Origin of the sequence: Haladaptatus litoreus (genome assembly GCF_900156425.1) — an archaeon.
Lineage (GTDB): Archaea > Halobacteriota > Halobacteria > Halobacteriales > Haladaptataceae > Haladaptatus > Haladaptatus litoreus.
Genome location: NZ_FTNO01000002.1, coordinates 352,077 through 378,712, shown reverse-complemented (window position 1 = coordinate 378,712; position 26,636 = coordinate 352,077). Strand labels below are relative to the sequence as shown.

Genomic DNA, 26,636 nt, shown 5'->3' with positions numbered 1-26,636 from the left:
CCTGATAGAACATGGAAATCTTCGCGCTTGCACAGGCGTCGGATACAACGCGCCCGACGTTCTGGAGAATCGGGCTTATCGGCGAGGCGATATTCTATTTCCTCGCCGCAGTTGCCGTCTTCTTCTTCCTGTTCGGCGTTTACAACCGCTTCGCGCGGTACGCAGACGGGGAAGACGACTGGTTCGAGCGACTGAACGACCTTCCGGGTCGAATCACGAACGCGGCGAAAATCGTCCTTTCGAACGAGAAACAGTTCAACCGCGACCTGTACGGCGGATTGATGCACTCGTTCATTTTGTGGGGATTCTTGACCCTGCTCATCGGAACGACGATTCTCGCCATCGACATGGACATCTACCAGAAGTTCACCCACTACGTCCTCGGCAACGAGGAGTCGATTTTTGTCGGGAACTTCTACCTCGCCTACTCGCTCGTGATGGACGCGATGGGCCTGCTGTTCGTTGTCGGTGTCGGCATGGCCATCTACCGACGCTACTGGGTTCGTAACCACCGCCTCTGGGGCAAACACATCAGTAGAGAGGACGACCTGTTCATTTGGACGCTGTTCGTACTCGGCGTCGGCGGCTACATTACGGAAGGGTTCCGCATCCTCGGCACCGGATTTCCGGACTTCGAGACGGTCAGTTTCGTCGGCTGGTTCGTCGCCGACGTGCTCCAAATCGCTGGCGTCTCCGAAAGTGCCGCAGTGGCATGGTATCCGGTCGTCTGGTGGGCGCACGCGATTCCGGCACTCGTCTTCGTCGCGGCGATTCCCTACGCGAAACCGTTCCACATGCTGTCGTCGTTCGCCAACGTCGTCACGCGCGACGAGAAGGCGGGCAAACGACTCCCGGGCGTTCCGTCGGATGCCAGCCCCGACGAAATCGGTGCGACCAGCATCGAGGACTTCTCGTGGCGGCAACTGCTCGACCAAGACGCCTGTACGAAATGTGGTCGCTGTTCGTCCGTCTGTCCCGCGAAGGCTTCCGGGCGACCACTCGACCCACGTGACGTGATTCTCGACCTCAAACAGTACCGCGAGAATCTGGACGCAGGAACGACCGACGAAAAGCCAATCATCGCGGACGGCGGTTCCAGCGTCATCGACAGCAGAACGATGGAGTCCTGCATGTCCTGTATGGCCTGCATGGACGCCTGTCCCGTTGACATCGAACACCTCACGTCCTTTACCGACATGAACCGCAGGTTGACCGAGTCCGGTCAGATGGACGCAAACGTGCAGGACGCGATGATGAACGTCTTCCAGAACGGGAACGCCTTCGGCGACCCGGAGCGCAGACGCCCCGAGTGGACGGAGGAACTCGACTTCGAGATTCCCGACGCCCGCGACGAGGACGTGGAGTTCCTCTGGTACGTCGGTGACTATCCCTCCTACGACGAGCGCAACCGCCGCGTCGCGCGCTCCTTAGCCACCATCTTCCACGAAACGGGTGTCTCCTACGGTATCCTCTACGAGGAGGAGCGAAACGACGGCAACGACGTGCGCCGTGTCGGTGAGGAAGGACTGTACGAGATGCTGGTCGAGGACAACGTCGCCGCGTTCGAACAATGCGACTTCGACAAACTCGTCTGCACTGACCCGCACAGCTACAACACGTTCAAAAACGAGTATCCGGAGATGGCAGAAGAGTTCGACGCGCCCGTCTACCACTACACGCAGGTCGTCGAAGAACTGTTCCGGTCGGGCCGCACGGGACTCTCCGGAAACGAACTCGACTACACTGTCACCTACCACGACCCGTGCCACCTCGGACGCTACAACGACGAGTACGAGGCACCGCGCGAAATCGTCAAAGGCACCGGCTGTACGCTGGACGAGATGCCGCGTAACCGCGCCAACTCGTTCTGCTGTGGCGGCGGCGGTGGCGGCCTCTGGATGGACTTCGAGGAAGACCCCAAACCGAGCGAAGAGCGCATTCGAGAAGCGCTCGAAGACACTGACGCCGCCTCCGGCGTCGAGAAGTTCGTCGTCGCCTGCCCGATGTGCATGACGATGTACGAGGACGGGCGGAAAACTGGCGGCTACGAAGAGGACATCGAAGTCGTGGACGTTGCCGAGCTGATGGTCGAAGCACTGGGCGCTGAAGACCGAATCAAAGTTTCGGCCTGAGAATTTCTCCCGTTTTTTCGGTCGGATTCGATTTTCTCTCGTTCCGCTCTATTACGGAACTTTACTCCTTCGCAGAACCGATAGCTTGCGCAATCAACCCCGCCTGTGCGCCCGCCATGAATCCGGCGTCGATGTTCACCGCGGAAAGCACGGTACAGGACTGCAGCATGCCCAAGAGCGCGGATTTCCCCTGTCCGGCGTGGCCGTAGCCGTTCGAAACCGGCAGACCGATGACGGGCGTATCGACCAATCCTGCGATGACGGTCGGAAGCGCGCCCTCGCGTCCTGCGGCGACGACGAGCACGTCTGCGTCGCGGAGGGTTTCCACCTCGTCCAGCACGCGCACGAGGGAGGCGACGCCCACGTCGTGAATTTCTTCGGTGCTCGCACCCATTTCCTCCGCGACGGTGACCGCTTCTCCCGCGGGAATCGCATCGCTCGTGCCCGCGCTGACGACGCCCACTGTGGCATCGAGTTCCGGTTTGCTGAAGCCGACCGCGTGCGCGACGAGGATGTTCGCTCGCTCACGCACCTGCACGTTCGCGTCCGGGTGTTCCTTCGCGAGGCGCGCGCGGACTGCCTGTATCTGCTCATCATCGGCCCGCGTGACTAGTGCTCGGCCCGTCGTTTCCACCGCGGTTGTGGCAAGCGTCGCCACCTCGCCAGGGATTTTCCCGTCACAGAGAATCGCCTCAGGAACGCCTCTACGCGTCTCTCTGGCGGCATCGAAGCGTCCGGCCTCGGTCGTCGCGTAACCCGACAGTTTCGACTCGGCTTCGGTGACGCTCAGTTCTCCTGCCGCGACCGCTTCGAGTAATTCCCGCATACACGCCACTCTGTGTTCCTCCTACTCCCGTCTATCGTCCCACGCCACTCTACTTTTCTCTACTTAAAAGTTTTGGCCCGGTGGACAGAGTCGGTCGGATTCTTCTACTCGTGGGGGTTAACCGTATAATTTGGGAAGCTTTATTAACTGGGCTACGGAACGTCAATCCTGTATGGCAGACCTTATTGTCAAAGCCGCTGTGAAGGAAGCGCTCGACGACAAAAACGTTGCGTCGGATTTCTACGACGCACTCGACGAAGAAGTCGCAGCGCTCCTCGACGACGCCGCCCGACGCGCAGAGGCAAACGACCGGAAGACGGTCCAGCCTCGCGACCTGTAAAACACGAAACTTCCTTCCATTTATTTTCCGACTGGATAGCGGTTGCTGAACTTTTTACCACATCCGACTACCGAATCTCTACACCCTCGTCGGTGCCGATGTGAACTTCGTCGGCCATCCCGACGAACAGGCCGTGTTCCACCACGCCCGGAATCGAGGCGAGACTGCTCGCGAGTTCGCCGGGCGAGCGAATCTCGCCGAACGCACAGTCGAGGACGAGATTTCCGTTGTCGGTCACGACCGGCCCGTCCTTTCGCTCCGCTTCGCGTAGGTCGGGTTCCCCGCCCAACTCCCGCACGTCCTCGGCAACCGTCGTCCGCGCCGAGGGGAGCACTTCGACTGGAACCGGGTGGTTCAGTCGCTCCGATTCTTTGCTCGGGTCTGCCACGACGAGGAACCGATTCGCCGCGTTGTCCACTACTTTTTCGCGGGCGTGGGCCGCCCCGCCGCCCTTGATCAGATGTTCTCCCGCGAACTGGTCTGCTCCGTCGATTGCCAGGTCGATTTCCGCCACCGAATCGAGGTCGGTCAGCGGAATTTCTGCCTCGCGGGCCAACTGGCGCGATTGGAACGAGGTCGGGATTCCCTGCACGTCCGCCCCGGCGTCCACCGCGCGCCCAATCGCACGAATCGCGTGGGCCGCCGTGCTTCCCGTGCCCAGTCCGACGACCATTCCGTCTTCGACGGCCTCCGCCGCGCTCTCGCCCGCGTTTCGCTTCGCCTCGCCGCTTCCTCCCGTCGATTTCATGTACGATGTTGGCTTTTGGTGTGTCTCTGAAAAAGGTTTGCTAGCGTGGTGTTGTCGGCGTCGGGACGTGGATATTATCGGGAATCTGATCATATTTCCGTGGCGCGCGCTGGCACAGGCCCGAGGACTTCACGTCCGAAGGCCTGTGCTGCCAGCGTGCGAGGTCTTCGTGAGCGACGGAGGAGCGAGCGAATGGCTCATCAGAGCTTGCCTCCGATGGTGGATGACCGAGCGACGAAGGAGCGAAGGAATCGGCTGGAGGGTGTGGCTGGGTCGGGTGCGGTGGCGGTTTTCATTGGAGTCGCGATTCGCTAGTGAACAAAATAACCAAACGAGAGTGAGCAAATTACGACAACAAATACCGCAATCGCCACATCCTCCCCAACTGATTCGCTCCCTCGCTTGCGCTCGGTTGCTCATCCCTCGCGCGTGCGTCGGCGAGGCTTCGTATCCTCAGCCCCGCCGACGCACGCGCCACGTTGTCAATATTGTCTTCGACCCAACCCTCTCTGTGTCGGCGGTAGGATTTTGAGTATCTACTCCGTTCACGTTCCTATGACGCTGGCGCGCACGATGGAAAACAAAGGAGAAGCCGACTGATGGACGCGCGCGAAGTGTTTCGGATGAGTTGGCGCTCAATCCGCGGCCACAAACTCCGCTCGTCGCTGACGACGCTCGGCGTGATAATCGGGGTCGCGGCGGTCATCGCGCTCGCAACCCTCGGCGCGAGCGTGCAGGCCTCCATCATCGGCGACGTGGGCGGCGAAGAAGCCCAACAAATCTACGTCTGGGCTGCCCCCGAGGGACAGCAGGGCGCGCCCGGCGCAGGCGCACAGCCAGTTTTCTCGGAGCGCGACATCGACCGAATCGAGGAGATCGAGGGTGTCGAAAGCGTCATCCCGCGCGGGAGTGTCCCGACCTCCGGTCTTCGGTACGGCAACGACACGGTGGCCAGAAGCGATGTCGTCGCCATCACGCCCGCGTACTTCGATGGCGCGGAGTTCGAATCCGGTGGCGCGTTCTCGAACGGCGAAAACGAAGTCGTCTTGAACACCGCCGCGGCGACCCAGTTCGACCAGAACGTTACGGTCGGCGACTCGATTTCGATTCTCCGCGCGAACGGAACGGGGGTCAACGCCACCGTTGTCGGCGTTCTGAACGGCTCCGCGAGCCGAGGGCCGTTCGAGGGTTTCGCCTCCCAGCCGCGGGTCTACACGCCGACAGACCCGTTCTACGAGACGAGCGTGGAGATAGATGGCGAGAACAGGCGTGTGTATCCACTGCTGACCGTCGTGGCGACTGGCCCGGACGCGGTGGAACCCGCCCGTGACGAGATGCTTCGCTATCTCGAAGACGATTCGGATGCCGCTTCGCTCATGCCGACCGACTACGGCTTTTCGGCCCGGACGAACGAGGAACTGCTCCAGCAGGTCCAAGACCTGCTCAACACGCTCACTGGCTTCGTGACGGGTATTGCCGTCATCTCGCTAGTCGTCGGTTCCATCGGCATTGCGAACATCATGCTCGTGAGCGTCACGGAGCGAACCAAAGAAATCGGCATCATGAAAGCCGTCGGGGCACAGCGCCGCGACGTGATTCAACTGTTCCTCGTTGAGGCCGTCATGCTCGGCCTGCTCGGTGCGCTGTTGGGCACGCCGGTCGGCGTCGGTGCGGCGTACATCGTCGCGGGCTACATCGACGTGTCGCTCACCTTCCCGCTGGAGTGGTTCGCCATCGCAATCGCCGTCGGCGTCCTCGTCGGTGTCGTCGCCGGACTGTATCCGGCGTGGAGTGCGGCCCGAACCGACCCCATCGACGCGCTCAGGTACGAATAAAAAGGCTGGACGCTCGAAGCGACATTTACACCCCGGCACGCCGATACATATAATTTGGATGCGGGGTGACCGCATTCTGGGAGGATGGGGGATTCCTGCTCACCCCTGCTGTTTGCATCTCGCAACCTTGCTGTGACACGCGCTACCCGAGTCAGTTTTCGAATGGGAGGTCGTTGGGGTCTTCCACGACTACCCACCAGTGATAGTCCGCTTTCGGATGTCTCCGCTCGACGTGAGTTTGTAGTTCTCGCTCTTCGCCGAAATCACGGCCACAGAGGTTACATCGGTGATGTCGTTTCCGAGCCATAGCGCTAGAACGCTCGGAAGGAAATAAAACTCGTCGCTCGTCGCATTGTCCCCCATTTTTGCACCCGCCCATAGCACTATTTTCCTTCCTGTCGTAGCCCCGCCCATGCCACGAGAAGAACTCGTCCACGCGGCAGAGGAACTGAAACACGCCAGCGCCGACGCTTCCAGCGACGTAACAGAACAACTCGAATCGCAGGCCGAGACGCTAAGCGACCTCGCGGAGGCAGACCACGGGCCTGACCATGGCCGACTCGACCGAATCATGCACTCGCTGTCGGAACTCGAATCCGACGCGGACGACGAAACGGCGGAGAGAATCCAGAGCGCCTACGACCACGTCAAGGCACACCGCGAAACCGTCAGCGGCGTCTGATTCTTTTCGACGTTCCAGACTCAACAGACCGGTTTCGGATTGACACCCATCGACTCTAGCGATTCCGTGTACTCGTCGTAGGCCGCGGTAATCGCGCCGCTTGCGGCCTCTTTTGCTTGTTCCCACTCCTCGTCGGAATCACAGCGTTTCGCGAGCAAGGAGACTGCTTCGTCCAACTGCGATTCGAGGTCGCCTTTCAAATCACGAAAGAGACTCGCCGATTGGGGGTCTGCCTGCCCGGTGAAAAACCCGGTCAACTGCGTCTTCGATTTCTCGCTGGCCAGCGTGCGCCCGACGAATCCACCGAGGCGTTCGCGGGTACCTTCCAAATCGCGCAGATACTCGTGCAGTGCGGGAATCTCGCCCGGTTCGTGGTCGTCTACCTTTGCCGAAACCGTCTCGTAATGCTCCGACTCCGTTTCGGCGATGCTCGCGAACAGGTCGCTCGCATCCTCGTCGTCCGCCGAATCGGCCCACGAAGCGAACGTCTCGGATGCCGCATGCTCGGAATCGGCCGCGGCCCGAAACACCTCGTCGGGTTCCAGTTCGCCGCCGGTCGCCGCGTACAGCGATTTCGACGACCCGAGGCGAGACAACGCGGTTTCGTTTTCCTTACGGACTGCTTCGACAAATTCGTCCGAATCCATGCGCCACGGTACGGAGGCAACCCGCTTGTATTCACCGACGGCGGAAAGAAAGTGGACGAAAAGCGGGCGGAAAGTGGGCGGAAAGTGGTTGGACGAGCGACGAACGAGGGCAGACTGCGGGCAGGGAACGAACTAACACATCTTGTCCAGCGGGACGAACGTATCTGCATCGGCGGTTATCCAACTTGCCATTCGCTGCAGTCGGGTCGCCTCGTTCGGATAAATCGTACATCTGTTTGGTTTGCCGTCGTACTCGACCACGACGGATGACAACTCGAACGATTCCTCGTTGGTGGCGCTCGGTTTCGGTTCAGCCAATTTGTCGATTGTATCGAAACTGCCGGTCATGGATAGTCTCGTGAAGCGTCCCGTAGACGCGACAGTATTGAGATTCGGTCGCTTCTCTATAACCCCTGCTAGTAGCTCTCTGTAGGCGTATATACCACTGCATTGTCACGCGCTTTTACTGTGATGTGCGCTACGAATTGCTACGATTTGACGACTAAAACCGCTCAAATCGACGCTTTCGACCGCTCCCGACGAATAGAAATACGGAGTTAAACGACCGTTTCGCGGTTAGTTTCCGCTTCCGGTTTCGATTGGCGCGTCCACGAGGTTGCCCCATTCCGTCCACGACCCGTCGTAGTTGACGACGTTGTCGTAGCCGAGGAGTTCCGACAGCGCGAACCACGCAATCGAGGAGCGCTCACCGATTCGGCAGTAGGCGACGACCTCTTGGTCGTTCGTCACGCCTTCGCTCTCGTAGAGTTCGCTGAGTTCCTCCGCGCTCTTGAACGTCCCATCAGGGTTGACCGTGGCCGCCCACGAGACGTTCGACGCGCCGGGGATGTGGCCGCCGCGCTGTGCGGTTTCCTGCAGTCCCGGCGGGGCGAGCACTTCGCCACTGAACTCTTCCGGCGAGCGAACGTCCACGAGGGGAACGCCACGGTCGATTGCTTTCTGCACGTCGTCGCGGTAGGCGCGGATGCCCTCGAACGGACCACGGGCGTCGTATTCGACTTCGGAGAAGTTCGGTTCCTCGTCCGTCGTCGGATAGTCGTTGTCGAGCCAGTAGTCCCGTCCGCCGTCGAGCAGGCGAACGTCTCGGTGGCCGTAGTATTTGAACTGCCAGTAGGTGTAGGCCGCGAACCAGTTTGAGTTGTCACCGTAGAGGACGACGGTGGAATCCTCGGTGATGCCGTGGCTTCCGAGCAGGTCGGCGAAGTCCTCTTTTTCGAGGATGTCCCGCTGCGTCTGGTCTTGCAGTTGGGTTTCCCAGTTGAACCCGATTGCGCCGGGGGCGTGGGCGTCGTCGTATGCTTCGGTGTCCACGTCCACTTCTACGAGTCGATACTCGGGGTCGTCGCTCTCGAACTTGTCCAAGTTGTCCTCGACCCAGTCCGCGGTGACGAGAACGTCTTTTGCGTAATCGCTGTTACTCATGCACGTCTATCTTTCTGCGCCCGGATTATATCGTTGTTACTGCCGGAAGGTTCCGCCTTCTGTCGAGTGTCCCGGAATTTGTTGCCGCAAAATACGGCTGGGAGAGACGTTTTACGCCTCCTCCGGCCGTTCTGGCAGCAGTCACTTCCAAAAAACCAGTGATATTTTCCGGATTCTCCGCTACCCTGCTCGATTCGACGGAACCCGGACGGCTAAGACGTTGGCCTCGATACGTTGACCTAATGCTGGATACCGTCGTCGTTTCCGCGGACTGGCTCGCAGAGCGACTGGACGAGGTACGTATCGTCGATGTACGGGACGGCTGGGAGTACGAGGGAATCGGCCATCTTCCGGGTGCGGTCAACATCCCATTCGATGAGTTCCGCTCCGCGGACGCCGATGACGCCGGAATGCTCCCCGGGGCCGAAACGTGGGCCGACCTTCTCGGGAACGCCGGAATCAGCGAGAATGACACCATCGTCGCCTACGACGACATGCACGGCGTGTTCGCCGCACGATTCCTCGTCACCGCCGAACTGTACGGCCACGGAAATCTCCACCTTCTCGATGGGGATTTCAGTTCGTGGCAGGGAACACACGAAACGACGACCAACGCGCCCGAACCGGAGGCTGTGACGTATCAGGTTCGGGAACCCGAGGAAACGCCGCTCGTCTCCCGCGAGGAAGTCGAATCGGCAATCGACGATCCAGATGCCGTGCTGGTCGATACCCGCGACCCCGAGGAGTTCGCCGACGGCCATCTCCCGAACGCTGTCAACGTCGATTGGCTAGACCTCGTGGACGACGAAACTCGCGGTCTTAAATCTCCGGACGAACTCCGCGACATCCTCGAATCGAACGGCGTGACGCCCGACAAACGAGTCGTTCTCTACTGTAACACTGCCCGACGAATCAGTCACACGTACGTCGTTCTCTCGCATCTCGGCTACGATGACATCGGTTTTTACGAGGGAAGTCTCACCGAATGGACTGACTCCGATGGCGAACTCGAAACCGCGTAGTCGGCGGGAAACCCGAATCCGTTCGAGTCGTAACGACCCTTTTTCGTTTGCTTTCTACAATACGCCGTCGGCATTTTCGGGCCGCCCGCTGGAACCACCCCACGACGATGATGCAGTTTTCGTCGTTACCGGACAGAAACGGGCCGAAACACTCCGGTAACGAAAACGAGTGTTTGACCGCTGACCGATAGGATCAATTGCTGGTGTGAACCTAACACGCATAGTTTTCCATTGGCTCGCGAAACGGTGAAGGCCCTTTATCATCGGTTCCGGCATATTGCCTGTCACCCCAGGAGGGGGAAAGAATGACCGAGAGAAAGCAACAAGACGCAGAAAACGTCGAATCAGCGGAACGGCGCTCGTTCATGAAGAAGGGCGCGCTTGCAACAGGGGCGCTCGCGTTGGGCCTCGGCAGTGCTGGCAGCGCGTCGGCACAGAACCAGACCGTGCTGGTGTACACCTACGACTACCACCCCGGAGTCCAGTTCCGCGTGACCGCATCACTCGAACAGTCGACCACGGTGCGACTGCTCGAGCGACCAGGTGGAGGGGACGTCCCGGAAATCACCCAGCCAGACGACTACAGTGGCTACGTCATCCGCTACCAACTAGGTGGTGGCGGTGGTCAAGGCCAAATCACGACGCTCGTCTTCGGCCGCGACCTCTCGCTGAGTACGGGTAACACACGCCGATTCTCTGGTGACGCGTCGATCTTCAGTAGTACGCTCAACCTGCTCAGCACTACCATCGAAGGAGGCGGAAACTAATCGGCTTTCGTTTTCTCAGCGGACAGTGACGCGATTCCGTACTATTTTTTGACCGAAGCGATGCGCGGGTTGTGACCTGACCCAATTTCAGTACTCGAACCAGCACTTGGAGAAGTCATAATGGATGACGAACTCAAAAAAGCGGTCAACTCGACGGAGGCGGTTAGATTCTCCCTCGATTCATTTGCGCAGCAAACGGACGGTATTCCGTCGGGAATCGCGTTGCTGTTCGCTCGGGACTATTATCCTAACGTCCCGTTTCGTATCGTGGCGAATCTCCCTGCTACGATAACGGTGGCTATCCTTGATGAACCGCCTGACGACATTCAGGTAATTTCGCAACCCGACGATTACAATGGATACGTTATCAGCTATTCGTTTCGCGAAACGCCCATCTACACGTTTTTGTTCACACGCAGATTTTTCCCGACGGGTAGTCGATTTCGATTGGGAGACGACCCGACGTACTTCAGTACGAATCTCAATTTGCTTGCGGTTTCGTTGGTGAGACTGCCCTGATCCGGTCGAGTTGCATTCACCACTGCTCAGTCGAATGCCTGTTCTTATAGTCTGACGAAGATCGGCCGCGAGTGAACGCAGACGACTCGATTCGAACGGCGAACTAACTTCGGAACGGGCTTTCTGCAACGCCACCAGTGAAGTGTAATATTTCGAACTAACTCATCGTTCAGAACTGCACAGATTCGCACGAGAACCAATTTCATATATTGATATATGGTATATTGGAGATTCTCTCCCCTATCGTCTCGGTTCGAACATCATGCCGATTAAGTATCACCGACTATAACCACTGAGTAATGAAACGTCGAACCTTCCTTACCGCAGGGAGTGCCGCCCTCGCAGGGCTTGCCGGCTGTCTCGATAGTTCCAGTTCCGATTCGACCGAGGAACCGACCGACTCCGGTGGGGCGGGAACCGCAAAAACGACTGCTCAAGCCGAACTCGGTGGCACGCTGAAAGTCGCCACGTACAGCGCGCTCGTGGATTCACCGAGTTCATCGCCCGGAAAATGGCTCAAACAGGAGTTCGAAAAGGAGTACCCGCAGGCCACGCTCGAATGGCAGACGCCCGAAAACGAGGTAAACTACTTCATCCAGCGAAAGGCACAGGGCGTCAGCATCGACACTGACGTGTACGTCGGCCTGAACGTAGACCATCTCATCACCATCGACGACAAAATCGGCGGGAAACAGTTGTTCACGCCGATTGCGGATTCGCTGTCGAACTACGGCCACGTCAAAGACGGTCTGAAATTCGACCCGGAACAACGGGCAGTTCCGTACGATACGGGCTACATCAGCCTCGTCTACAACGCGAACGAAGTTGATGAACCGACTTCCTTCGACGCGCTGACGAAGCCGAAATTCAAGAGTACGCTCATCACGGAAAACGCCCAGCAAGCGATTACCGGACGTGCCTTCCTGCTTTGGTCGATTCATCAGAAAGGGCCGGATGCGTACCTTGACTACTGGAAGCAGTTGATGCAAAACGACACACAAATCCTCGGCTCGTGGGATGCGGCCTACACGGCCTACTCGAACGGTGAGCGACCAATCGTCGTCTCCTACTCCACCGACCAAGTGTACGCAAACCGCTCCGGCGCGGACATGAAAAAACACCAAATCGGCTTCCTGAACGGACAGGGCTACGCGAACCCCGAGGGAATGGCGAAGTTCGCCGACACTGACAACCCACAGTTAGCCGACGCCTTCCTCAACTTCATGCTCTCGAAGAAAGCCCAGTCGAAGATTCCGACGCTCAACGTTCAGTTCCCAGCGACCGACTGGGCTGAACCCGGCAAGGAGTTCGACAAGTACGCCAAAGCACCCGACCAACCGGTGACCTACTCCTACGACGAATTGAAAGGCAACGTCGAAGGATGGGTTGAACAGTGGGCGCGACAAATCGCAACCAACTGAATGGGAGTTCGGCACTGGCTGGAACGGCACGCGCTCTCCCTCCTCGGAGTTGCAACTACCGCCGTTCTCGCCGTGCTGTTTTACTTTCCAGTGGCCATCGTCTTCGCGGATGCGGGCAGTCCGGACGCCTTCCTCGACGTTCTGACCGACCAGTTCTACATCAACGAAATCTTTCGGTTCACGGCGTGGCAGGCGTTTCTCTCTACGATTGCCAGCGTCGCCATCGGCTTGCCGGGTGCCTACGTCCTCTCGCGTTACGAGTTTCCCGGCAGACGAACGATTCGGTCGCTGACCATCATTCCGTTCGTCATGCCGTCGATTCTCGTGGCGATTGGTTTCGTAGCCATGTTCGGCCAGAACGGAGTGCTCAACGACGCGCTCGGAATCGTCGGACTCGGGCCGTACTCCTTGCTCTACAATCTGCCAGCAATCGTGGTCGCACACGCCTTTTACAACGCGCCGCTGGTCGCCAGAATCACGAACGCGGCGTGGGAGAGCGTGGACGCCCGCGAAGTCGAAACCGCCCGAAGCCTCGGCGCAGGGCGGTTTCGCGCGTTCCGCGACGTACTCGTTCCGCAACTGCTCCCTGCGATCCTGACGGGCGCGCTCCTCACGTTCATCTTCACGTTCATGTCGTTCCCAATCGTGCTGGCGTTGGGTGGCTTCCAGTTTCAAACCGTCGAGGTGTGGATTTACGCACTCGTCCGTGATTTGGACTACTCCGAGGCCGCAGTTCTCGCGGTTCTCGAAACGACTCTCTCGCTGGTGCTGACCTACGCCTATCTTAGGTACGAAGCGCGACAGACGGCGGCAACCCGAGCGAGTCGCCCGCTCGCCCGAAAACGGCTGTTTTCGGGCGTTCGCGGGCTATCGGAATCGCTCGAACGGGCCGGAATACTGGTCTATTTCTTGGCCGTTGGAATTCTTTTTCTCGGCCCTCTCGTCAGCACCGTCCTCGAAAGCGTGACCGGGCCGAACGGATTCACTCTGCGCTATTACGAATTTCTCGTTACCCGGCAGGTTTCGGGGGCCTCCTTCCAGACGAAACCCGGCGTTGCGGTGCAAAATTCGTTGGTTTTCGGCGTCGGCACGCTCCTCATCGCGCTCCCGATGGGCGTCGTCATCGCGGTGCTTTCGAGGGCGCGAGGCACTCGACTCGTGGAAGCGATTGCGATGGCCCCCTTCGCAGTGAGTGGCGTTATGGTCGGCCTAGGCATGCTTCGCGGACTCGTCTTCGGCGTGCCAATCGCCGGAACCAGAATCCAAGTTGGCGGTGCGGTCGCCATCGTCGCGGCCCACGCAGTCGCGGCGTATCCCTTCGTCACGCGAAACGTTGCCCCGATGTTCGCCGGAATCGACCCGCGAATGGTCGAATCGGCGCGGGCGCTCGGGGCAAGCCGGTTCCGGTCGCTGATGGACATCGAACTCCCATTGGTCGCGGCCGGACTCGCCGCCGGGGCCGCGTTCGCCTTCGCAATCAGTATCGGCGAGTTCGACTCGACAGTTATTCTTGCCACCGGCAGTAGCAGTTATACGATGCCAGTGGCCGTCGAACGCTATCTCGGCAACCGAACGCTCGGCCCAGCGACCGCGATGGGAACCGTTCTCCTCGCCGTCACCGCGGTCAGTTTCGTCGTCATCGACCGCCTCGGCGGGAGGTGGGAGAATGGATAAAAACAGTCGGAGGGTACACCGTGGTTGACGTTCGCCTCTCCGGCGTGCGAAAGGAGTACGACGGCGTAACCGCCCTGGAAGAAGTCTCCATTCACGTCGAGGACGGCGAGTTCTTCACCCTCGTCGGCCCGTCCGGATGCGGCAAAACGACCACCCTTCGCGCAATCGCGGGGTTCGAAGAGCCAACCGCTGGAACAGTGCAGTTCGGAAGGCGAGACATGACCGGCGTGCCACCGGAAGACCGCGACGTGGGAATCGTCTTCCAGAACTACGCGCTGTTCCCGCACATGACCGTCGCGGAAAACGTCGGCTACGGCCTTCGTTTCCGCGACCCACCGGGAGCGATGACGCGAGACGAGCGCGTCGAATCGCTCCTCGAGCTGGTCGATTTGGCCGATTTCGGAAACCGCAAGCCCGACGAACTGTCCGGCGGCCAGCAACAACGAGTCGCCCTCGCGCGTGCGCTCGCACCCGGCCCGGACGTGCTTCTCTTGGACGAACCGATGAGCGCTCTCGATGCTCGCCTTCGTGACGACCTTCGCACGCAAGTTTCCCGAATCCAGTCCGACCTCGGGATTACGACCATCTACGTCACTCACGACCAAGAGGAGGCGCTGGCGATAAGCGACCGCGTGGCAGTCATGCACGACGGTCGAATCGAGCAAATCGGTCGTCCCGAGGACGTGTACCGCCGACCTGAATCCCGGTTCGTCGCGGAGTTCGTCGGCGAGAACAACGTCTTCTCGGGTGAGACGGTTGCACACGAAACAAGGGGGTCGCTGGTTACGGTCGGCGACCACGAGTTCCGTATCGAGGGTACGACAGACGAACACCTGACGTTCTGCGTCCGCCCCGAAGCGCTTCGATTGGGCACTGGCGAAAACACGTTTTTGGCGACAGTCGAAGCCACCGAATTTCTCGGCGAAGCGTTCCGTGTCCATCTCGATTGGGATGGCAGGCCGGTTACGCTCCGAGTTCCTGAGGCTCCGAAAAAAGAACGAGTTCGTGTCGGATTCGACGCAGACGACGCTCACGTTGTCGAAGGCGGCACACCTGAACTGGTCGAACAACGATAAAAAAGCGATTGGATAGTTACGATTCGCTACGTGCCGCGTAGTTCGGCGCTACCGGTGCTGACACCGCCGTCGTCGTCGGTGACGCGCAGGTTGACTGTGACGGTTTCACACTCCGGTACCGTTACTTCGACGGTTTTGCCGGACGTTTCGTACTCGCCGTCGCCGTCAGCGTCCCACTCGTAGGAGACGATTTCGCCGTCCGAATCGCTCGACAGGGAGGCGTTCAACACGACCGTTTTGCCGCCTTCGACCGCTGTCACGACTCTATCGCTACCTTCGAATCGTTCATTGTCGGACGTTACGACGACGTTTGGCGCTATGTTCTGGTCGCCCACCGAGTCGTCGGCTAATCGGTGATTCTCGTCGGGTCGTTCGTCGCTGACGTTCAGCGCGTACATTCTGTACTCCCCGTACTGCGGATAGAGAACCTTGTAGTGCGCCCACGTATAGAGTCGGTCATTCGCCGGAATGACTGACCCCAGATGCGCGCTACCGGATTCTTCTGTGGCGTAGCTCCATTGCTCGGTTCCGTCGTCACGACTCAGCGCGTACATCGAGTGGCGAGTGAAATTCTGCTCGTTCGTGTGAACGGCACCGAAGAACACCGAGTCATCAGTGAGGACGGGTGCAGAATCGACGGTCGCGGCAGTTTCGAACCGCCACTGCTCTTGGCCGTTTTGACCGTCGAGAGCGTATATCGCACCGATATTTTTCTTCCCACTGCCATCGTAGTAGCCGTATTCGTACTCGTTGTCGTCGATACCGACGTAGACCGTTCCGTCATCGACTGCTGGTGCAGTGATGCGAGCGGGTTCGACATTATCGACGCTGTAGCCGAGTTGTTTCTGCCAGTGCAGGGTGCCGTCTTCTGCTGAATACGTCTGCACGGTATCGGGCTGGAGCGTCCAGTAGACTTTACCATCCGCAACCGCCATTCCAACCACTTCGGAGTCGGCGGTTTGCGTCCACTCGTGTGAACCATCGGTCGCGTCCAGCGAAATGAGCGAACCTGAGTACGTATAGTTGATTACGTACTCATTGTCATCATCCGTTTCGGTGGCTGTTTCGACGGATAGATACACCGAACCATCGACGACCGCGAAGTCCTCGACGGTGTGATGTACGTTCGTGTCGCCGTCCGTACTATCTTCGAGGCCGGTTTCTAAGGTGGTTATTCGTTCGCCGGTTTCGACATCCACGACGGAGACGTTGTCACCGGTGATTGCGTACAGTCGGTCACCGACCACGATTGGGGAACCCAACCAAGTAGTCTCGTTGTTCTGCCATTCTATTTCACCGGTTTCTGCATCGAGAGCGAACAGCCCACCTTTTCCGCCAGCCGAAAGGTGTGGGTGTTCTTCTCCGGCGTTCGTAGCGACGTAGACGGTTCCGTCGGAGACGGTCGGTGCACCATTCGGTTTCCTGAGTTCGCTTTGGTTCCACCGAACTTCACCGGTTTCCGCATCGTAGGCGGTGACTGCTCCATTGTCTCCGTAATACTCCAGAAACGTCGTCACACCGACGTAAACGGTATCACCAGAAACTGTCGCGCCTTCTACCGTCCCGGTGGAATTGGCTTTCCATTCTGTATTCGCATACGGCCCGGCAGGCCCCGTTCCGGCCGTTGCACCGGTTCGTCCTTCATCAGCGCGGTGCGTTGCCCAATCATCATCGGATGCGTTGTCGGACGGTTGCACGTCCGACGTTTGAGCAAGCCCGCTAAATGCGCCAGTGAAGGCGGCCGTAGAGACGACAAGCAAACCCGTCAGGAGGAGGCTTATATACTTTCGTCGTCGTTGCTTCTTTCTTTGCATGTGTTTATTTTTCCTTCACTCTTGTGTTTGCAACAATCACCTCACCGTCCAACGATTTCGACATACCTCTGTAGAAAATGTTGGAATATTATTATAATTCGAATAATGGCCAACGTGACTATTTACAAACCTATTAACCAATATTATCGTGGTTGTATTCTGACATATTTTGGTGGACATATCTGTGGCGGATTGAACGATAAAATATCGAATATAATACAAAAGATACTGTTTTTTCGGTGGTGTTCAACTCGAACTCGGTTTCGAACCTACTTTCGATTTCATTCTGCTGTCTGAAACCTCGCTCGGAGTCACTTGCGAGAGAGAAAATCGCGTCCGGCCCTACTCAGTAGTTCGTTGTGTCCGTGGTGTCAGTCGTCTCGGTCGTAAACGTTCCTTCGGTGGTGTCGGTGGTAAACCCGTTTGTTCCCTCTGTAGTGTCAGTGGTGAACGTTCCGTCTGTGGTATCGGTGAAATCACCGTTCGTCGTCTCGGTCGTAAACGTCCCATCCGTCGTATCCGTGAAGTCGTCGGCCGTCGTTTGAGTTCCTTCTTCCGTCGTGAACGTTCCCTCCGTTCCAGTTCCGAAATTACCCGACCGGACGACGTTTCCTCGCATGCTATTGGGATGAAACCGACAGCGATACCGCCGCACGCGGTCGGTCGCGCGAAACGATATTGCACGTGTGGCACCCCTGCGGGATGTCGTTCCAGTTTCCCGTATCACGTTCCCCGAATCCCCGTTTTCCTCACCCAGTAGCTGTAACTGATGTCGTGCACCGTCCAAATTCACCCAGACGATTCGATAGCGTTCGCCCGGAACCAACCCTATCGTCGGATTATCCGCACGCTCGATAACACCCGGTGCTAACCCGAGCCATGCATCGGTTCGACCACCGAGCACAATAACCCGCTCGTCTCCAGTGGTCGTTTCGGTACCGCCGTCAGTCGTGTCGGTGGCTTCGGTCGTGTTCGTTCCTCCGTTCGTCGTGTCCGTCGTTTCCGTCTGGTTGTTCTGTGCCAGTGCGATGCGTCCGAGAATCCCGACTCCGGCCACACCTCCCGCTGTTTTCAGAAATGCTCGACGCTGTGATTTCGGTGACCCTGTCATTTTTCCTCTGAACGGAGGACGACTGCGCCGAGTAAAAACCAGCCACACTGTTCGGTTCCGTAACCACGAATTATGTGCTGGATGTCGCTGTTGTCCTCGTTTCGCTCGGCGGAAACAATCCAATAGTCGTCACACCGCCTCGCGCCGGAACATCCTTCGTTTCGAACTCATCCCGTGATTCGCCGATTAGGCCAGCAGTTCGTGTCGTCTTTTTGCCCCCTCGGCGTGTCCGTCACCACTTCAGTGTGTCTGACAACCGTCTCAGTGGCGCTGCCAAAACCGTTCTAATCCGAGCGAGAGCATATCGGGACTCACCGGTTGGAACTCCTCTTGCTCGGTTTCGGGGAAGAACTCTCGAACTCCATCCCACGACTCGCGGGCGTATCTGCTGTCTACCAGCACGCGAATACCCGTTTCGTCCGACCCGCGAATCACTCGTCCGAGGGCCTGCCGTGCCTTTCTAACTGCAGGAACGGTCAATGCGTAGGTGAACCCGTCGCCGAACTTCCGTTCGTAGGCGGTTCGAACCGCACGAGTTCGCGGACTCGCCGTATTGATGATTGGCACTCCGCAGACGACTGCGGCCTTGAGTCGGTCGCCGCGATAATCGACGCCCTCGGTGAGCGTTCCGCGGAGACTCGTCACGAGAACTTTTTCCTCCCCGTCGAAGAACTCATCTTTCAAATCCTCCGTCGCCTCGTCCGCACTGCTTTCGTCCAGCAGAACCGGTTTATCCACCACGTTCCGTAGATGTTCCGCGGCCCACGTCGCTTCCGCGTAGTTCGGCATCCCGACGAGGACGTTGCCGGGCGAGCGGGCAACGTCCCGAATCGCGTCGGCGTACACCTGTCGCTCCCTCGTCTCGTCGCCCGGCGCGCCGCGATTGTCGTAGGTGAACTTCGGTGCGTCCACCGCGAAACTCTCGCGGTTCGATTCGGGAAAGTTCAGACCGAAGGTTCGTTCCACCACGGGTCTGCCATCGTTTTCCAGATGCACCAGTCCCGACACCTCCTGAAAGATTTCCAGCGGTTCGAGCGTCGCACTCATCAGAATACCCCCACCGAATTCACCCAACTGCTCCCCGATGGCGTCGCTCGGGACGCAGTTCTGCATCGCGAGTTGTGCGTTGTACGCCCGCCGCCACGAATCGCCGGGTTCGCGGTCGTTCCACGTCCGTTCGAGGACGATTTCGCGGAAATACTCCTCGTGGTCGTTGCGGTACCACTCGCCGAGTGCCCTGCCCGCGGGCAGGGCACTCCGCTCTCTATCCTCTTCCTCCGCTTCGTTGAGGATTTTGGCGACCACTGCACCGACTTTTTCCGCGCGTGCCCACGTCCCGCCGTCGTAGCCCTCTTTTTCTGCCCACTTCGAAATCTTGTCCGGTTGCGGAACCGTCGGGTCGCGGAGTGGAATTTCCTCGTCCGGCAGGTCGGTGAGGTTCGCCTTCCACCCGCGATGTTCGCGTTCGAGATGCGCTGTTACTCGCCGGTCGAGTTCCTCGCGTAGGTCGCGAACGAAGTCCCGCGTTTGCTCCAACTCGCGCAACGTGACGTTCGCATCCTCCAATTCCGACCGAACGAGGTCTGCGTCGGCGGTCGTGTGTTTCGAATCCTTGTCGTCGAACTTCACCGGTTGGATGACGCGGGTCAGTTCGGACTCAGCATCGCGTAAGGTTTTGTCGCCGACCGACTGACTCACGAGGTCGCGGACTCGGGGTTCCAGCATGTGCGCTTCGTCGCAGACGAGGAACGTCGAATCGTCCACGAGCGCGCCCGTGAATGTCGCTGTCGTCACTTCGTCGAAGGCGTGGTAGTAGTTTCCGACGACGACTTCTACGTGGTTCAACAGCGCGCCCATCATTGAGTGCGGGCAGGTGCCCCACTGAACCGAATGTGCCACGAGGTCGCTCGGTTCGATGAGTCCCATGCTATCGAAATCGAACGGAACTGCCTCGATTGGGTCGCCATCCTCTGGCATGTCCTCCAAAAACTGCGCGTAGAAGGGACAATACTCCACGTCGCCGTACTCCGGCATCTCGGGCGGATAGGGCGACGGTTCGCCCGCAGTTTCGAGGTAGGATGCGGCGCTTCCTGCACCGCCCGATTGACTGCCGCTGTCGGCGAGTCCCATCTGCTGACTCCTCGCTCGGGAGGCGAGGTTTTGCGCTGTCGTCGCGCCGCTTTCCCCGGTTATATCGCGGGTTCGCTCCCGCAGGCCTTCACAGCGGTCGTAGACGTTCGAGTCGTCGATGCCGCCCGCTTTTTCGCGGTTGTACGGACACACGTCGGCTTTTCCGACCAGCGTGAGGGCCGAAATCGGATTCCAGTCGTCTGGCAGGTTCGAGTTTATTGTCTTCAGGTCGGTTTCGAACTGGCGGAGTTGCTGTTTTACGCTCGTCAGGACGAACACGCGCTCGTACTGGCTGTCGGGGTCGCGAACGAGGTGCAGTCCCGCCGTCAGCGCCAGCATGGTCTTGCCAGTCCCGCAGGCCCCTTCGATGACGGAAAAGCCGTCGTCGCGGGCGGTTTCGATGGCTGTTTCGATGCCATCTTCCTGCTCCTCGTAGGGTTCGTCGTGACCGAATATGGGCCGCCAATCCGACATCATAGTTTCTCTGTTTGCCCCGTGCTTAGGGCTGTTGAACTGGAATGGTCTCGTTTCGGTATTTAAAGTTGAGGACGGAGTGGAAGTGCTCGGTGAATCGTCTGCGGGTGTGTTGTGATGGTGACTTGGTTGAAATCCTGTACCTGTAACTTTTCAGTAAACGTTGCTGGCAATTCCCGACTCCAAACACTGCACCGCCTCCGCAGTCTCCCCACTCCTCCCCGCTAGCGCGGCATCGCACTCGGGGTTCGCTTTGCTCACTCCTCGTGCGAACGCACCGGCACATCCTTTCAGCTGATTGGTCAAGCGACGTGGCGCGCGCTGACGAGACTTTGAGGAGCTCACCTCCGAGAAGTTGAGTCGAAGCCGTGCGAGGGACGACTGAAGGGAGTCGGTTGGGGAGGCGTGTGGCTGTCGCGGTGCGGAGGTGGTTGCATTTGTTGTCGGCAACTGCAAACAGAATTTTACACAAAACTTTTTCTAATCAAAATAAGTGATGGGAAAAGTCACTACGAGTTGAAGCCATCAACTATTCACAGTAGCAAAAACAGCGGTAAGGACGCCTGTTGGCTGGCTAGAGCTGATTTGAAACCTGAAGGGAACAAAACGCGATAAACCCGATACTGCGATATAAAATCTCCAAAATCGCTCTCAAAAATCACTTTCTGCGTCCACGCTTCCTAACCGAAAATCCGGACGTTTTACGCTCTCTCACCAAAATTTCGACACCAATCAGATGCAGGCTATCAAAGACAGCGTCCACGATTACGTGGAACTTCCGCCGGTTGCGGCGGCATTACTGGACACTACTCCAGTTCAGCGACTCCGGCATATCAAGCAGTTGAGTACTGTTCGATTGGTCTACCCCTCGGCGAATCACACGCGATTCGAACACAGCATCGGGGTGGCTCATCTCGCAGGACAGGCACTCTCCTGTCTCGAAATTGAGGGGCACCGCACCAAACAAGTGCAGGCCGCGGCGCTCCTTCACGACGTGGGCCACGGTCCCTACGGTCATCAAACCGAGGGAATCATCGAGCGTTGAGTAGGGAGACATCACGACGAGGTTGCCGACCTACTCTCACGAGGCGAACTCGCGGACGTCCTCGAACGCCACGACCTGAACCCCGACGAAATCGCAGAACTCGTGGCTGGAAACGGCGAACTCGGTCAACTCGTCGCGGGCGAACTTGACGTGGACAGAATGGACTATTTGGTTCGAGACGCTCACCACACCGGGGTTCCATACGGCACTGTCGATTACGGGCGACTGCTCGGCGCGCTCCGGTTTGTGGACGGAAACCTCGTGCTGGCCGAGGGTAACGTCCCGACTGCAGAAAGCCTGCTCGTCGCTCGCGCACTGATGAACGCGACGGTGTACCGCCATCACGTCTCCCGAATCGCGGGGGCGATGCTTGAGCGAACCAGCGAGCGACTGCTCGATTCGACCGACCTCACGCCCGAGGAGTTCCAGCGGTTCACCGACGCGGAGTTGCTCGCGGCGCTCCAAGGATGTGAGGAAACCGCCAAAATGGCCGACAGAATCGTTAGTCGAAACCTGTTCAAACGGGCGGTGTGGGCCGAGTGGGAGGCAGCCCCGTCGGACGTAGTCGCAGCAGACCACGACGAAATACGCGAGTTCGAACGCGAAATCGCGGCGAAGGCCGGCGTTCGACGAAGGGGGTTCTGCTCGACAATCCCGGCGAACCGAGCATGCCCGAATCGTCTAGCCGAGTGGTCGTCAACGGCGAGGTTCGTCGGCTTGCGGAGCAATCGCCACTGGTGCAGGGATTGCAGGCATCCCAACGAACCCAGTGGCGGTTGGGTGTGTACGCTCCCGAAGACCGAACTGACGAGGTCGAAAAAGCGGCGAACGCGGTTTTGCGACTCACTTCTTGAGTGCGCCTGCAGTGAGTCCGCTGACGATTTTTTCGTGCGACGACGAGGACGGCGACTGGACGCACGCCGACGATGCTTGCGGCGGCCATCAAGTTGTAGAACGCCTGAAACTGGCCCTGATAGTTGAGAATTCCCCAGACGATAGGTGCCCAATGTTGGGGTTGCCCATTGGGCATCAGGAACGAGAAGAAGAACTCGTTGTACACCGAGATAAACGTGAGAATCCCCGCAGTTGCCACGCCGGGTGCCGAAAGCGGCATGATGACGCGAAATAGCGCGCCGGTTACGCCGACAGTTCGAACAAATCGCCGCCGCGTCGAATGTGCTATCTGTTTTTAACTCTCACACACTACCACTGAACCCTGCAAAGGTATTCACCATGAGTAGACACCAAATGTGACATTGTAGTTCAATGTTTAGTGGTTGACTGAACGAGTTGATAATCAGTGTCGATGCGTCATCTCGTGCAAACAAACGGAAAATTCGAACAATTATATCCTCGGTAACTCTGTTTATGTGATGAATAGTATTCAGTAGATACGTTGTAGATGTAGATATGTCCATGATGGAACTGGTCAGCACGCTCGTGGCACAGGTCGTCGTTTTCCCGCTTCAGTTCGTCAGCTTTTGGGCTTCCGTGTCACTTCCACTGCTCTACATTCCCCTTCTCTTCGCCGGGTTCAAACCGGGCGTCAGCATCTTCCTCGCCCTGCTTGCGATACACGTCGTCTCACTGATACTTGGTCACGGATACGGCCGCGAAGAAACGACGTTGGAGGAGGAACCAACCACTCACGAACACCCAATCGACGCGTAGATGGGTAGGGAGTCGTTGTTCGTGGAAACTACGATTTTTCCTTGCCGACTATTGTGAACTTCATTTTGCTATACCAAATCCATCACTCCGGTTTTTTATTTTCTTGATTCCAACGTACGCTGACGGCGTCATCGTCATAGTACTCGCTGTCGAACAGTTTCGTATCCTATGTCGCCCGTCTCGCTCTACATCACCAATTTCGAGGACGAACGCTGTCGGTTCGACTACTACTGGCCGCATCTTCGGAATCTCGACGTTCCCGTTCCGAAGACGAACTTCGTATCGCTTGAACCGGATGGTGACTCGCATTACCGGGACACCGACGAAATTCTGGCATTTATGCAGCGAAACGAGTACGACCGGGCGTTCATCCGAACGCAGGTCAAGGCCGCCACGGTTCGACTCCGCGAGGGGTCGTTCATCCACCGACCCGACAAGGAAGTGGTGGACAAAACGGTCGAATCCCTGCTCAACCAGAACGACCAACAGTCGTGGCCCCACGGCGGTGGACTGGTCGTGCGCGAGTGGGTCGATTTCGATTTCTGTCCTCATCCGACACACACGCCACCCTTCGGTTCGCTTCTTCATCGACGACGGCGAGATTCTCGGACAAACGCCGACAACTGCTGAAAAAGCATCGCACGTTTGCGCGGACGGCTACGACTACCTCGAATCGCTGGTTGCGGACGTAGACCTGTCCGTTCGCGCCGCTACGCCGAACGAGTCGCGGATGAACTGTCGGAGGCGACGTGGGGCGTCGATTTCATTATGGGCACGAACGGGGAGTGGTACTGCGTCGAATGCAATTTCAACGGTGTCTACTGGAATCGAAAAGAAAAGCGGTGGTGGAACATATGCGGGCAGGGGGAGTTTGAACCATGGATTCCGGTCGAAATGCATTTGGCGGCACTTCGAGACGTGAAACCAACCGGTAAGGATGACAGAGTAGGAAGATGGTGGTAAGTGCGTAATCACACCCCGATTTACCGCTGATTCGCGGGCCGTCGCGGCCCGCGAATCACATCAGGCGTTTCCGTTGATTACGTCGGAAAGCTTCTGCCGGTCGAACAGTTGTTCTTCGTTCGGAATTTCCGGATAGGGTTCGCCCGTCACGTAGCCCGGCCACTCGCCGAACTGCTCGGGGTACAACTGCTTGGCGGTCATCTCCAACTGGAACAGATTCATAATCGGTCCCTGATAGCGCATTCCTGCCGCGTAGAAGCGGTCGTTTTGAATCGCGGAGAGTTGCTGTCCGGCGGCGTGGTCTTCGATTTGTTGCTGAATCTCGTCGAGGTAGTATCCCGGCGAGATTCCCCAGAGATGCAGGATCACGTCTGGGTCGGCTTCGAGCATCGTCTCGAAATCGACCGTTCCCCAGAGGCTTCCCCAATCTTGCTCGGCGAAGGCGTCCGTCGCACCCAGCGGGCGGGTGTCCGCCAGCCAGTAGCCGGGTTTGTTGAGATGGTAGGTGAAAAACGACCCGTCGCTGTAGGTGACGCGCACCGCCGTCGGTCGCTCGCTTTCCGGCGGCAGGTTGTCCTCAATCGTCGTGAGCACGTCGTCGTAAATCTCCTGTATCGCCTGATAGCGTTCCTGTTCTTGGAACACCGCGGCGACTTTGCCGAACATCTCCCACAGGCCATAGTACTGATACCCGTCGCGGTAGCCTTCCGGCGGGTTGTCGTGGGTACCGCTGTAGAAGTTTCCGAACCACGGGCCGATGTTGTTCTGGATGTCCTCGATGTCGGACTGCGACCAGTTGTTTTGCGTGGTGGCGTAGGCCGGGTCGAGGAAGTGAACGTCGCTGTCGAGTTGGTAGAGCAGTTCCTTGCTCAGTCCGTTTTCGAGCGGGTCGGGAAGTCCCTCCCATTCGAAAGAGACGCCGTCAAGTCGCTCGTAGTAGGTGTTCATCGTCTTGCCGGACATTTCGGGGACGTAAATCGAGTTTATCGCGTCTCCGTGTCCGAGTGCGACGGCCATATCCGCGTACTGCGGAAAGAGAGAAAAAACGTTCTCGGGAACGCCGTCGAACTCGACTTCGCCCATGGGCGCCATCGTCACTGAATACGGGCCATCCGAATCCGTCGTTCCGCTCGTGGTTCCGTCTCCCCCCGTGTTTCCGTTCGTTGTCGTCTCCGAACTGTCGCTCGTACAGCCGGCGAGCAGGCCGCCGCCGATGAGGGCACCACTGCCCTTGATGTACTCGCGGCGGGTCGGTATCTTCGACGGTGTTCCAGACATATGCTTTAGGCTTGCCTAAACACCGACTTATGATTTTTGGTCTGCCTAAAACATGCTATCGACCACTCACGAACGCCCTCGAAAAATTCCTATCCGAAAAGATTGTTGAGGGTCATGGCGATGAAAAATAGCAGAACGATTTCGTTGACGACCCACGAGTTCGCGTTCATCCAGTCGCGAGCTTTCGGAAGGAACGTCTCCGCTCGATTACCGAATGCGAGCAAAATGAGCGACGGGAGTGCCAGAAACAGAAGCGTGAGCAAAATGAACGGGATGAAATCCGTCCATGGCAGGTCGTTTCCGGCGAGATACGACCCTACGGCGACCGAAGTGAAAATGTCGGTCGGGAAAAATCCGAGGAGCAGGAATCCGAGCCGAAACGAGAATTTTGGAGTCGCCTTCTCCAACTTGCCCATCCATTTCGGCGGTTCTGACTCCTCTCGTGTCCGGTAAGTATTCACCATTGCAACGAGGAGAAGCACGAGGACGACGCCGAGAAGCGTGTCGTTCGACGTTCCTTGAGAGTTTGCCCCACTGCCGAGGAAGTATGCGACGGTGACGAGGAGGGAAATCGAAACCGCCGATCCGGTGACGAATGCGGCGGAATTTCGTCGCCAGTTCTCGCTCGTAGCGAGAAAGACGGCGCTGAGAATTTGCGGTCCCGCTATCATCACAAACGCCAACGGGAGGATTTCTAAAACAGCCATGCTGTGACCTGTGACCCTGTAACTCTGACTGTTCGTCTGCTATCCCACGCTTTTACTGGCCCATTGCTGTCAGCTTCCCCCATAACCCCACTCTACTACGCCAGCGAAGCGTATCAGCCTACCGTCTAACTCGGTTCTCATCGATTTTATATAGCATTCGAACGTTTATCGAGTAGATTGGTCGGAAACACTGCTGAAATCTTAAACACCTAAAACGCCGCTCTCCAGGCCTCTCGGTGGGTTCTGATAAATGGACGACCGAATGACAGTCGCCGCTGCCACGTAGGGTATAGTGAAAATTGTATATGGAC

General features: G+C 58.1%; 23 protein-coding genes and 2 pseudogenes. 13 read left to right on the top strand and 12 right to left on the bottom strand.

The genetic code is table 11. From position 1 onward, the window contains the following. The first annotated feature begins 11 nt into the window (after window positions 1–11). A complete protein-coding gene (locus BW974_RS13030; protein WP_076430696.1) occupies window positions 12–2,132 on the top strand; it encodes a heterodisulfide reductase-related iron-sulfur binding cluster in 2,121 nt (706 codons plus the stop codon). A gap of 61 nt (window positions 2,133–2,193) precedes the next feature. Here BW974_RS13030 and larB read toward each other — a convergent pair whose 3' ends face one another. Next, window positions 2,194–2,958 carry a nickel pincer cofactor biosynthesis protein LarB gene (gene larB, locus BW974_RS13025; protein WP_076430695.1) on the bottom strand — a complete coding sequence of 255 codons (765 nt, stop codon included), beginning with the start codon at window positions 2,956–2,958 and terminating at the stop codon, window positions 2,194–2,196. 172 nt (window positions 2,959–3,130) lie between these two features. On the opposite strand from larB, the gene BW974_RS13020 reads away from it, so the two are divergent. Then, on the top strand, window positions 3,131–3,298 hold the full coding sequence (locus BW974_RS13020) for a hypothetical protein (RefSeq protein ID WP_049969322.1): 168 nt from the start codon (window positions 3,131–3,133) through the stop codon (window positions 3,296–3,298). A 67-nt stretch (window positions 3,299–3,365) separates the two neighbouring features. Here the strand turns inward: BW974_RS13020 and rpiA are convergent, their stop codons facing one another. Continuing rightward, window positions 3,366–4,046 (bottom strand): ribose-5-phosphate isomerase RpiA, encoded by a 681-nt coding sequence (gene rpiA / locus BW974_RS13015; protein WP_076430694.1) that lies wholly within the window; start codon window positions 4,044–4,046, stop codon window positions 3,366–3,368. 599 nt (window positions 4,047–4,645) lie between these two features. Between rpiA and BW974_RS13010 the strand changes: the two genes are divergently transcribed. Beyond that, window positions 4,646–5,881: an ABC transporter permease gene (locus BW974_RS13010; RefSeq protein WP_076430693.1), complete on the top strand. Its 1,236-nt coding sequence runs from the start codon at window positions 4,646–4,648 to the stop codon at window positions 5,879–5,881. A gap of 151 nt (window positions 5,882–6,032) precedes the next feature. Here BW974_RS13010 and BW974_RS25685 read toward each other — a convergent pair whose 3' ends face one another. Further along, entirely contained in the window at window positions 6,033–6,188 is a 156-nt protein-coding gene (locus BW974_RS25685) for a hypothetical protein (RefSeq protein WP_175609694.1), read from the bottom strand. A 105-nt stretch (window positions 6,189–6,293) separates the two neighbouring features. Here BW974_RS25685 and BW974_RS13005 point away from each other — a divergent pair, with 105 nt between their 5' ends. Beyond that, complete coding sequence (locus BW974_RS13005) at window positions 6,294–6,563, top strand: DUF7553 family protein (RefSeq protein ID WP_076430692.1); 270 nt, start codon at window positions 6,294–6,296, stop codon at window positions 6,561–6,563. A gap of 20 nt (window positions 6,564–6,583) precedes the next feature. Here the strand turns inward: BW974_RS13005 and BW974_RS13000 are convergent, their stop codons facing one another. From BW974_RS13000 to BW974_RS12990, 3 genes are all read right to left on the bottom strand, one after another. After that, window positions 6,584–7,210 carry a rubrerythrin family protein gene (locus BW974_RS13000; RefSeq protein ID WP_076430691.1) on the bottom strand — a complete coding sequence of 209 codons (627 nt, stop codon included), beginning with the start codon at window positions 7,208–7,210 and terminating at the stop codon, window positions 6,584–6,586. 132 nt (window positions 7,211–7,342) lie between these two features. Beyond that, window positions 7,343–7,558: a DUF7511 domain-containing protein gene (locus BW974_RS12995; protein ID WP_076430690.1), complete on the bottom strand. Its 216-nt coding sequence runs from the start codon at window positions 7,556–7,558 to the stop codon at window positions 7,343–7,345. 228 nt (window positions 7,559–7,786) lie between these two features. Continuing rightward, on the bottom strand, window positions 7,787–8,653 hold the full coding sequence (locus BW974_RS12990) for a sulfurtransferase (protein ID WP_076430689.1): 867 nt from the start codon (window positions 8,651–8,653) through the stop codon (window positions 7,787–7,789). Window positions 8,654–8,895: 242 nt separating this feature from the next. Here BW974_RS12990 and BW974_RS12985 point away from each other — a divergent pair, with 242 nt between their 5' ends. The 6 genes from BW974_RS12985 to BW974_RS12955 all read left to right on the top strand — a co-directional run bounded on the left by BW974_RS12985 (window position 8,896) and on the right by BW974_RS12955 (window position 15,132). After that, window positions 8,896–9,675, top strand: a complete 780-nt coding sequence (locus BW974_RS12985; RefSeq protein ID WP_076430688.1) for a sulfurtransferase — start codon at window positions 8,896–8,898, stop codon at window positions 9,673–9,675. Between the two features lie 305 nt (window positions 9,676–9,980). Continuing rightward, window positions 9,981–10,442, top strand: a complete 462-nt coding sequence (locus tag BW974_RS12975) for a twin-arginine translocation signal domain-containing protein (protein ID WP_076430686.1) — start codon at window positions 9,981–9,983, stop codon at window positions 10,440–10,442. Window positions 10,443–10,562: 120 nt separating this feature from the next. Next, a complete protein-coding gene (locus tag BW974_RS12970; protein WP_076430685.1) occupies window positions 10,563–10,961 on the top strand; it encodes a hypothetical protein in 399 nt (132 codons plus the stop codon). A 299-nt stretch (window positions 10,962–11,260) separates the two neighbouring features. Then, window positions 11,261–12,382, top strand: coding sequence for a thiamine ABC transporter substrate-binding protein (locus tag BW974_RS12965; RefSeq protein ID WP_076430684.1), 1,122 nt, complete (start codon window positions 11,261–11,263; stop codon window positions 12,380–12,382). After that, window positions 12,383–14,056 carry an ABC transporter permease gene (locus BW974_RS12960; RefSeq protein WP_076430683.1) on the top strand — a complete coding sequence of 558 codons (1,674 nt, stop codon included), beginning with the start codon at window positions 12,383–12,385 and terminating at the stop codon, window positions 14,054–14,056. A 20-nt stretch (window positions 14,057–14,076) separates the two neighbouring features. Further along, a complete protein-coding gene (locus BW974_RS12955; RefSeq protein ID WP_076430950.1) occupies window positions 14,077–15,132 on the top strand; it encodes an ABC transporter ATP-binding protein in 1,056 nt (351 codons plus the stop codon). A 26-nt stretch (window positions 15,133–15,158) separates the two neighbouring features. Here the strand turns inward: BW974_RS12955 and BW974_RS12950 are convergent, their stop codons facing one another. From BW974_RS12950 to BW974_RS12940, 3 genes are all read right to left on the bottom strand, one after another. After that, a complete protein-coding gene (locus BW974_RS12950) occupies window positions 15,159–16,946 on the bottom strand; it encodes an outer membrane protein assembly factor BamB family protein (RefSeq protein ID WP_084186271.1) in 1,788 nt (595 codons plus the stop codon). Between the two features lie 346 nt (window positions 16,947–17,292). Then, complete coding sequence (locus BW974_RS12945; RefSeq protein ID WP_076430681.1) at window positions 17,293–18,057, bottom strand: cupredoxin domain-containing protein; 765 nt, start codon at window positions 18,055–18,057, stop codon at window positions 17,293–17,295. Between the two features lie 261 nt (window positions 18,058–18,318). After that, window positions 18,319–20,664, bottom strand: coding sequence for an ATP-dependent DNA helicase (locus BW974_RS12940; RefSeq protein WP_076430680.1), 2,346 nt, complete (start codon window positions 20,662–20,664; stop codon window positions 18,319–18,321). A 733-nt stretch (window positions 20,665–21,397) separates the two neighbouring features. Between BW974_RS12940 and BW974_RS27505 the strand changes: the two are divergent. Continuing rightward, window positions 21,398–22,560 (top strand): annotated as a pseudogene (locus BW974_RS27505) (HD domain-containing protein). On the opposite strand, the pseudogene BW974_RS26485 reads toward BW974_RS27505, so the two are convergent. Next, window positions 22,550–22,844: pseudogene (locus tag BW974_RS26485) on the bottom strand (carbohydrate ABC transporter permease); the annotation flags it as partial. The pseudogenes BW974_RS27505 and BW974_RS26485 sit on opposite strands and share 11 nt — an antisense overlap. A 272-nt stretch (window positions 22,845–23,116) precedes the next feature. Between BW974_RS26485 and BW974_RS12925 the strand changes: the two are divergent. Then, window positions 23,117–23,377, top strand: coding sequence for a DUF8028 family protein (locus BW974_RS12925; RefSeq protein WP_076430679.1), 261 nt, complete (start codon window positions 23,117–23,119; stop codon window positions 23,375–23,377). 168 nt (window positions 23,378–23,545) lie between these two features. Next, on the top strand, window positions 23,546–24,007 hold the full coding sequence (locus BW974_RS26480) for a hypothetical protein (RefSeq protein ID WP_245800072.1): 462 nt from the start codon (window positions 23,546–23,548) through the stop codon (window positions 24,005–24,007). 393 nt (window positions 24,008–24,400) lie between these two features. On the opposite strand, the gene BW974_RS12915 is transcribed toward BW974_RS26480, so the two are convergent. Then, window positions 24,401–25,618: an ABC transporter substrate-binding protein gene (locus BW974_RS12915; protein WP_076430678.1), complete on the bottom strand. Its 1,218-nt coding sequence runs from the start codon at window positions 25,616–25,618 to the stop codon at window positions 24,401–24,403. 89 nt (window positions 25,619–25,707) lie between these two features. Next, window positions 25,708–26,325, bottom strand: coding sequence for a GAP family protein (locus BW974_RS12910; RefSeq protein WP_076430677.1), 618 nt, complete (start codon window positions 26,323–26,325; stop codon window positions 25,708–25,710). Window positions 26,326–26,636 lie beyond the last annotated feature (311 nt).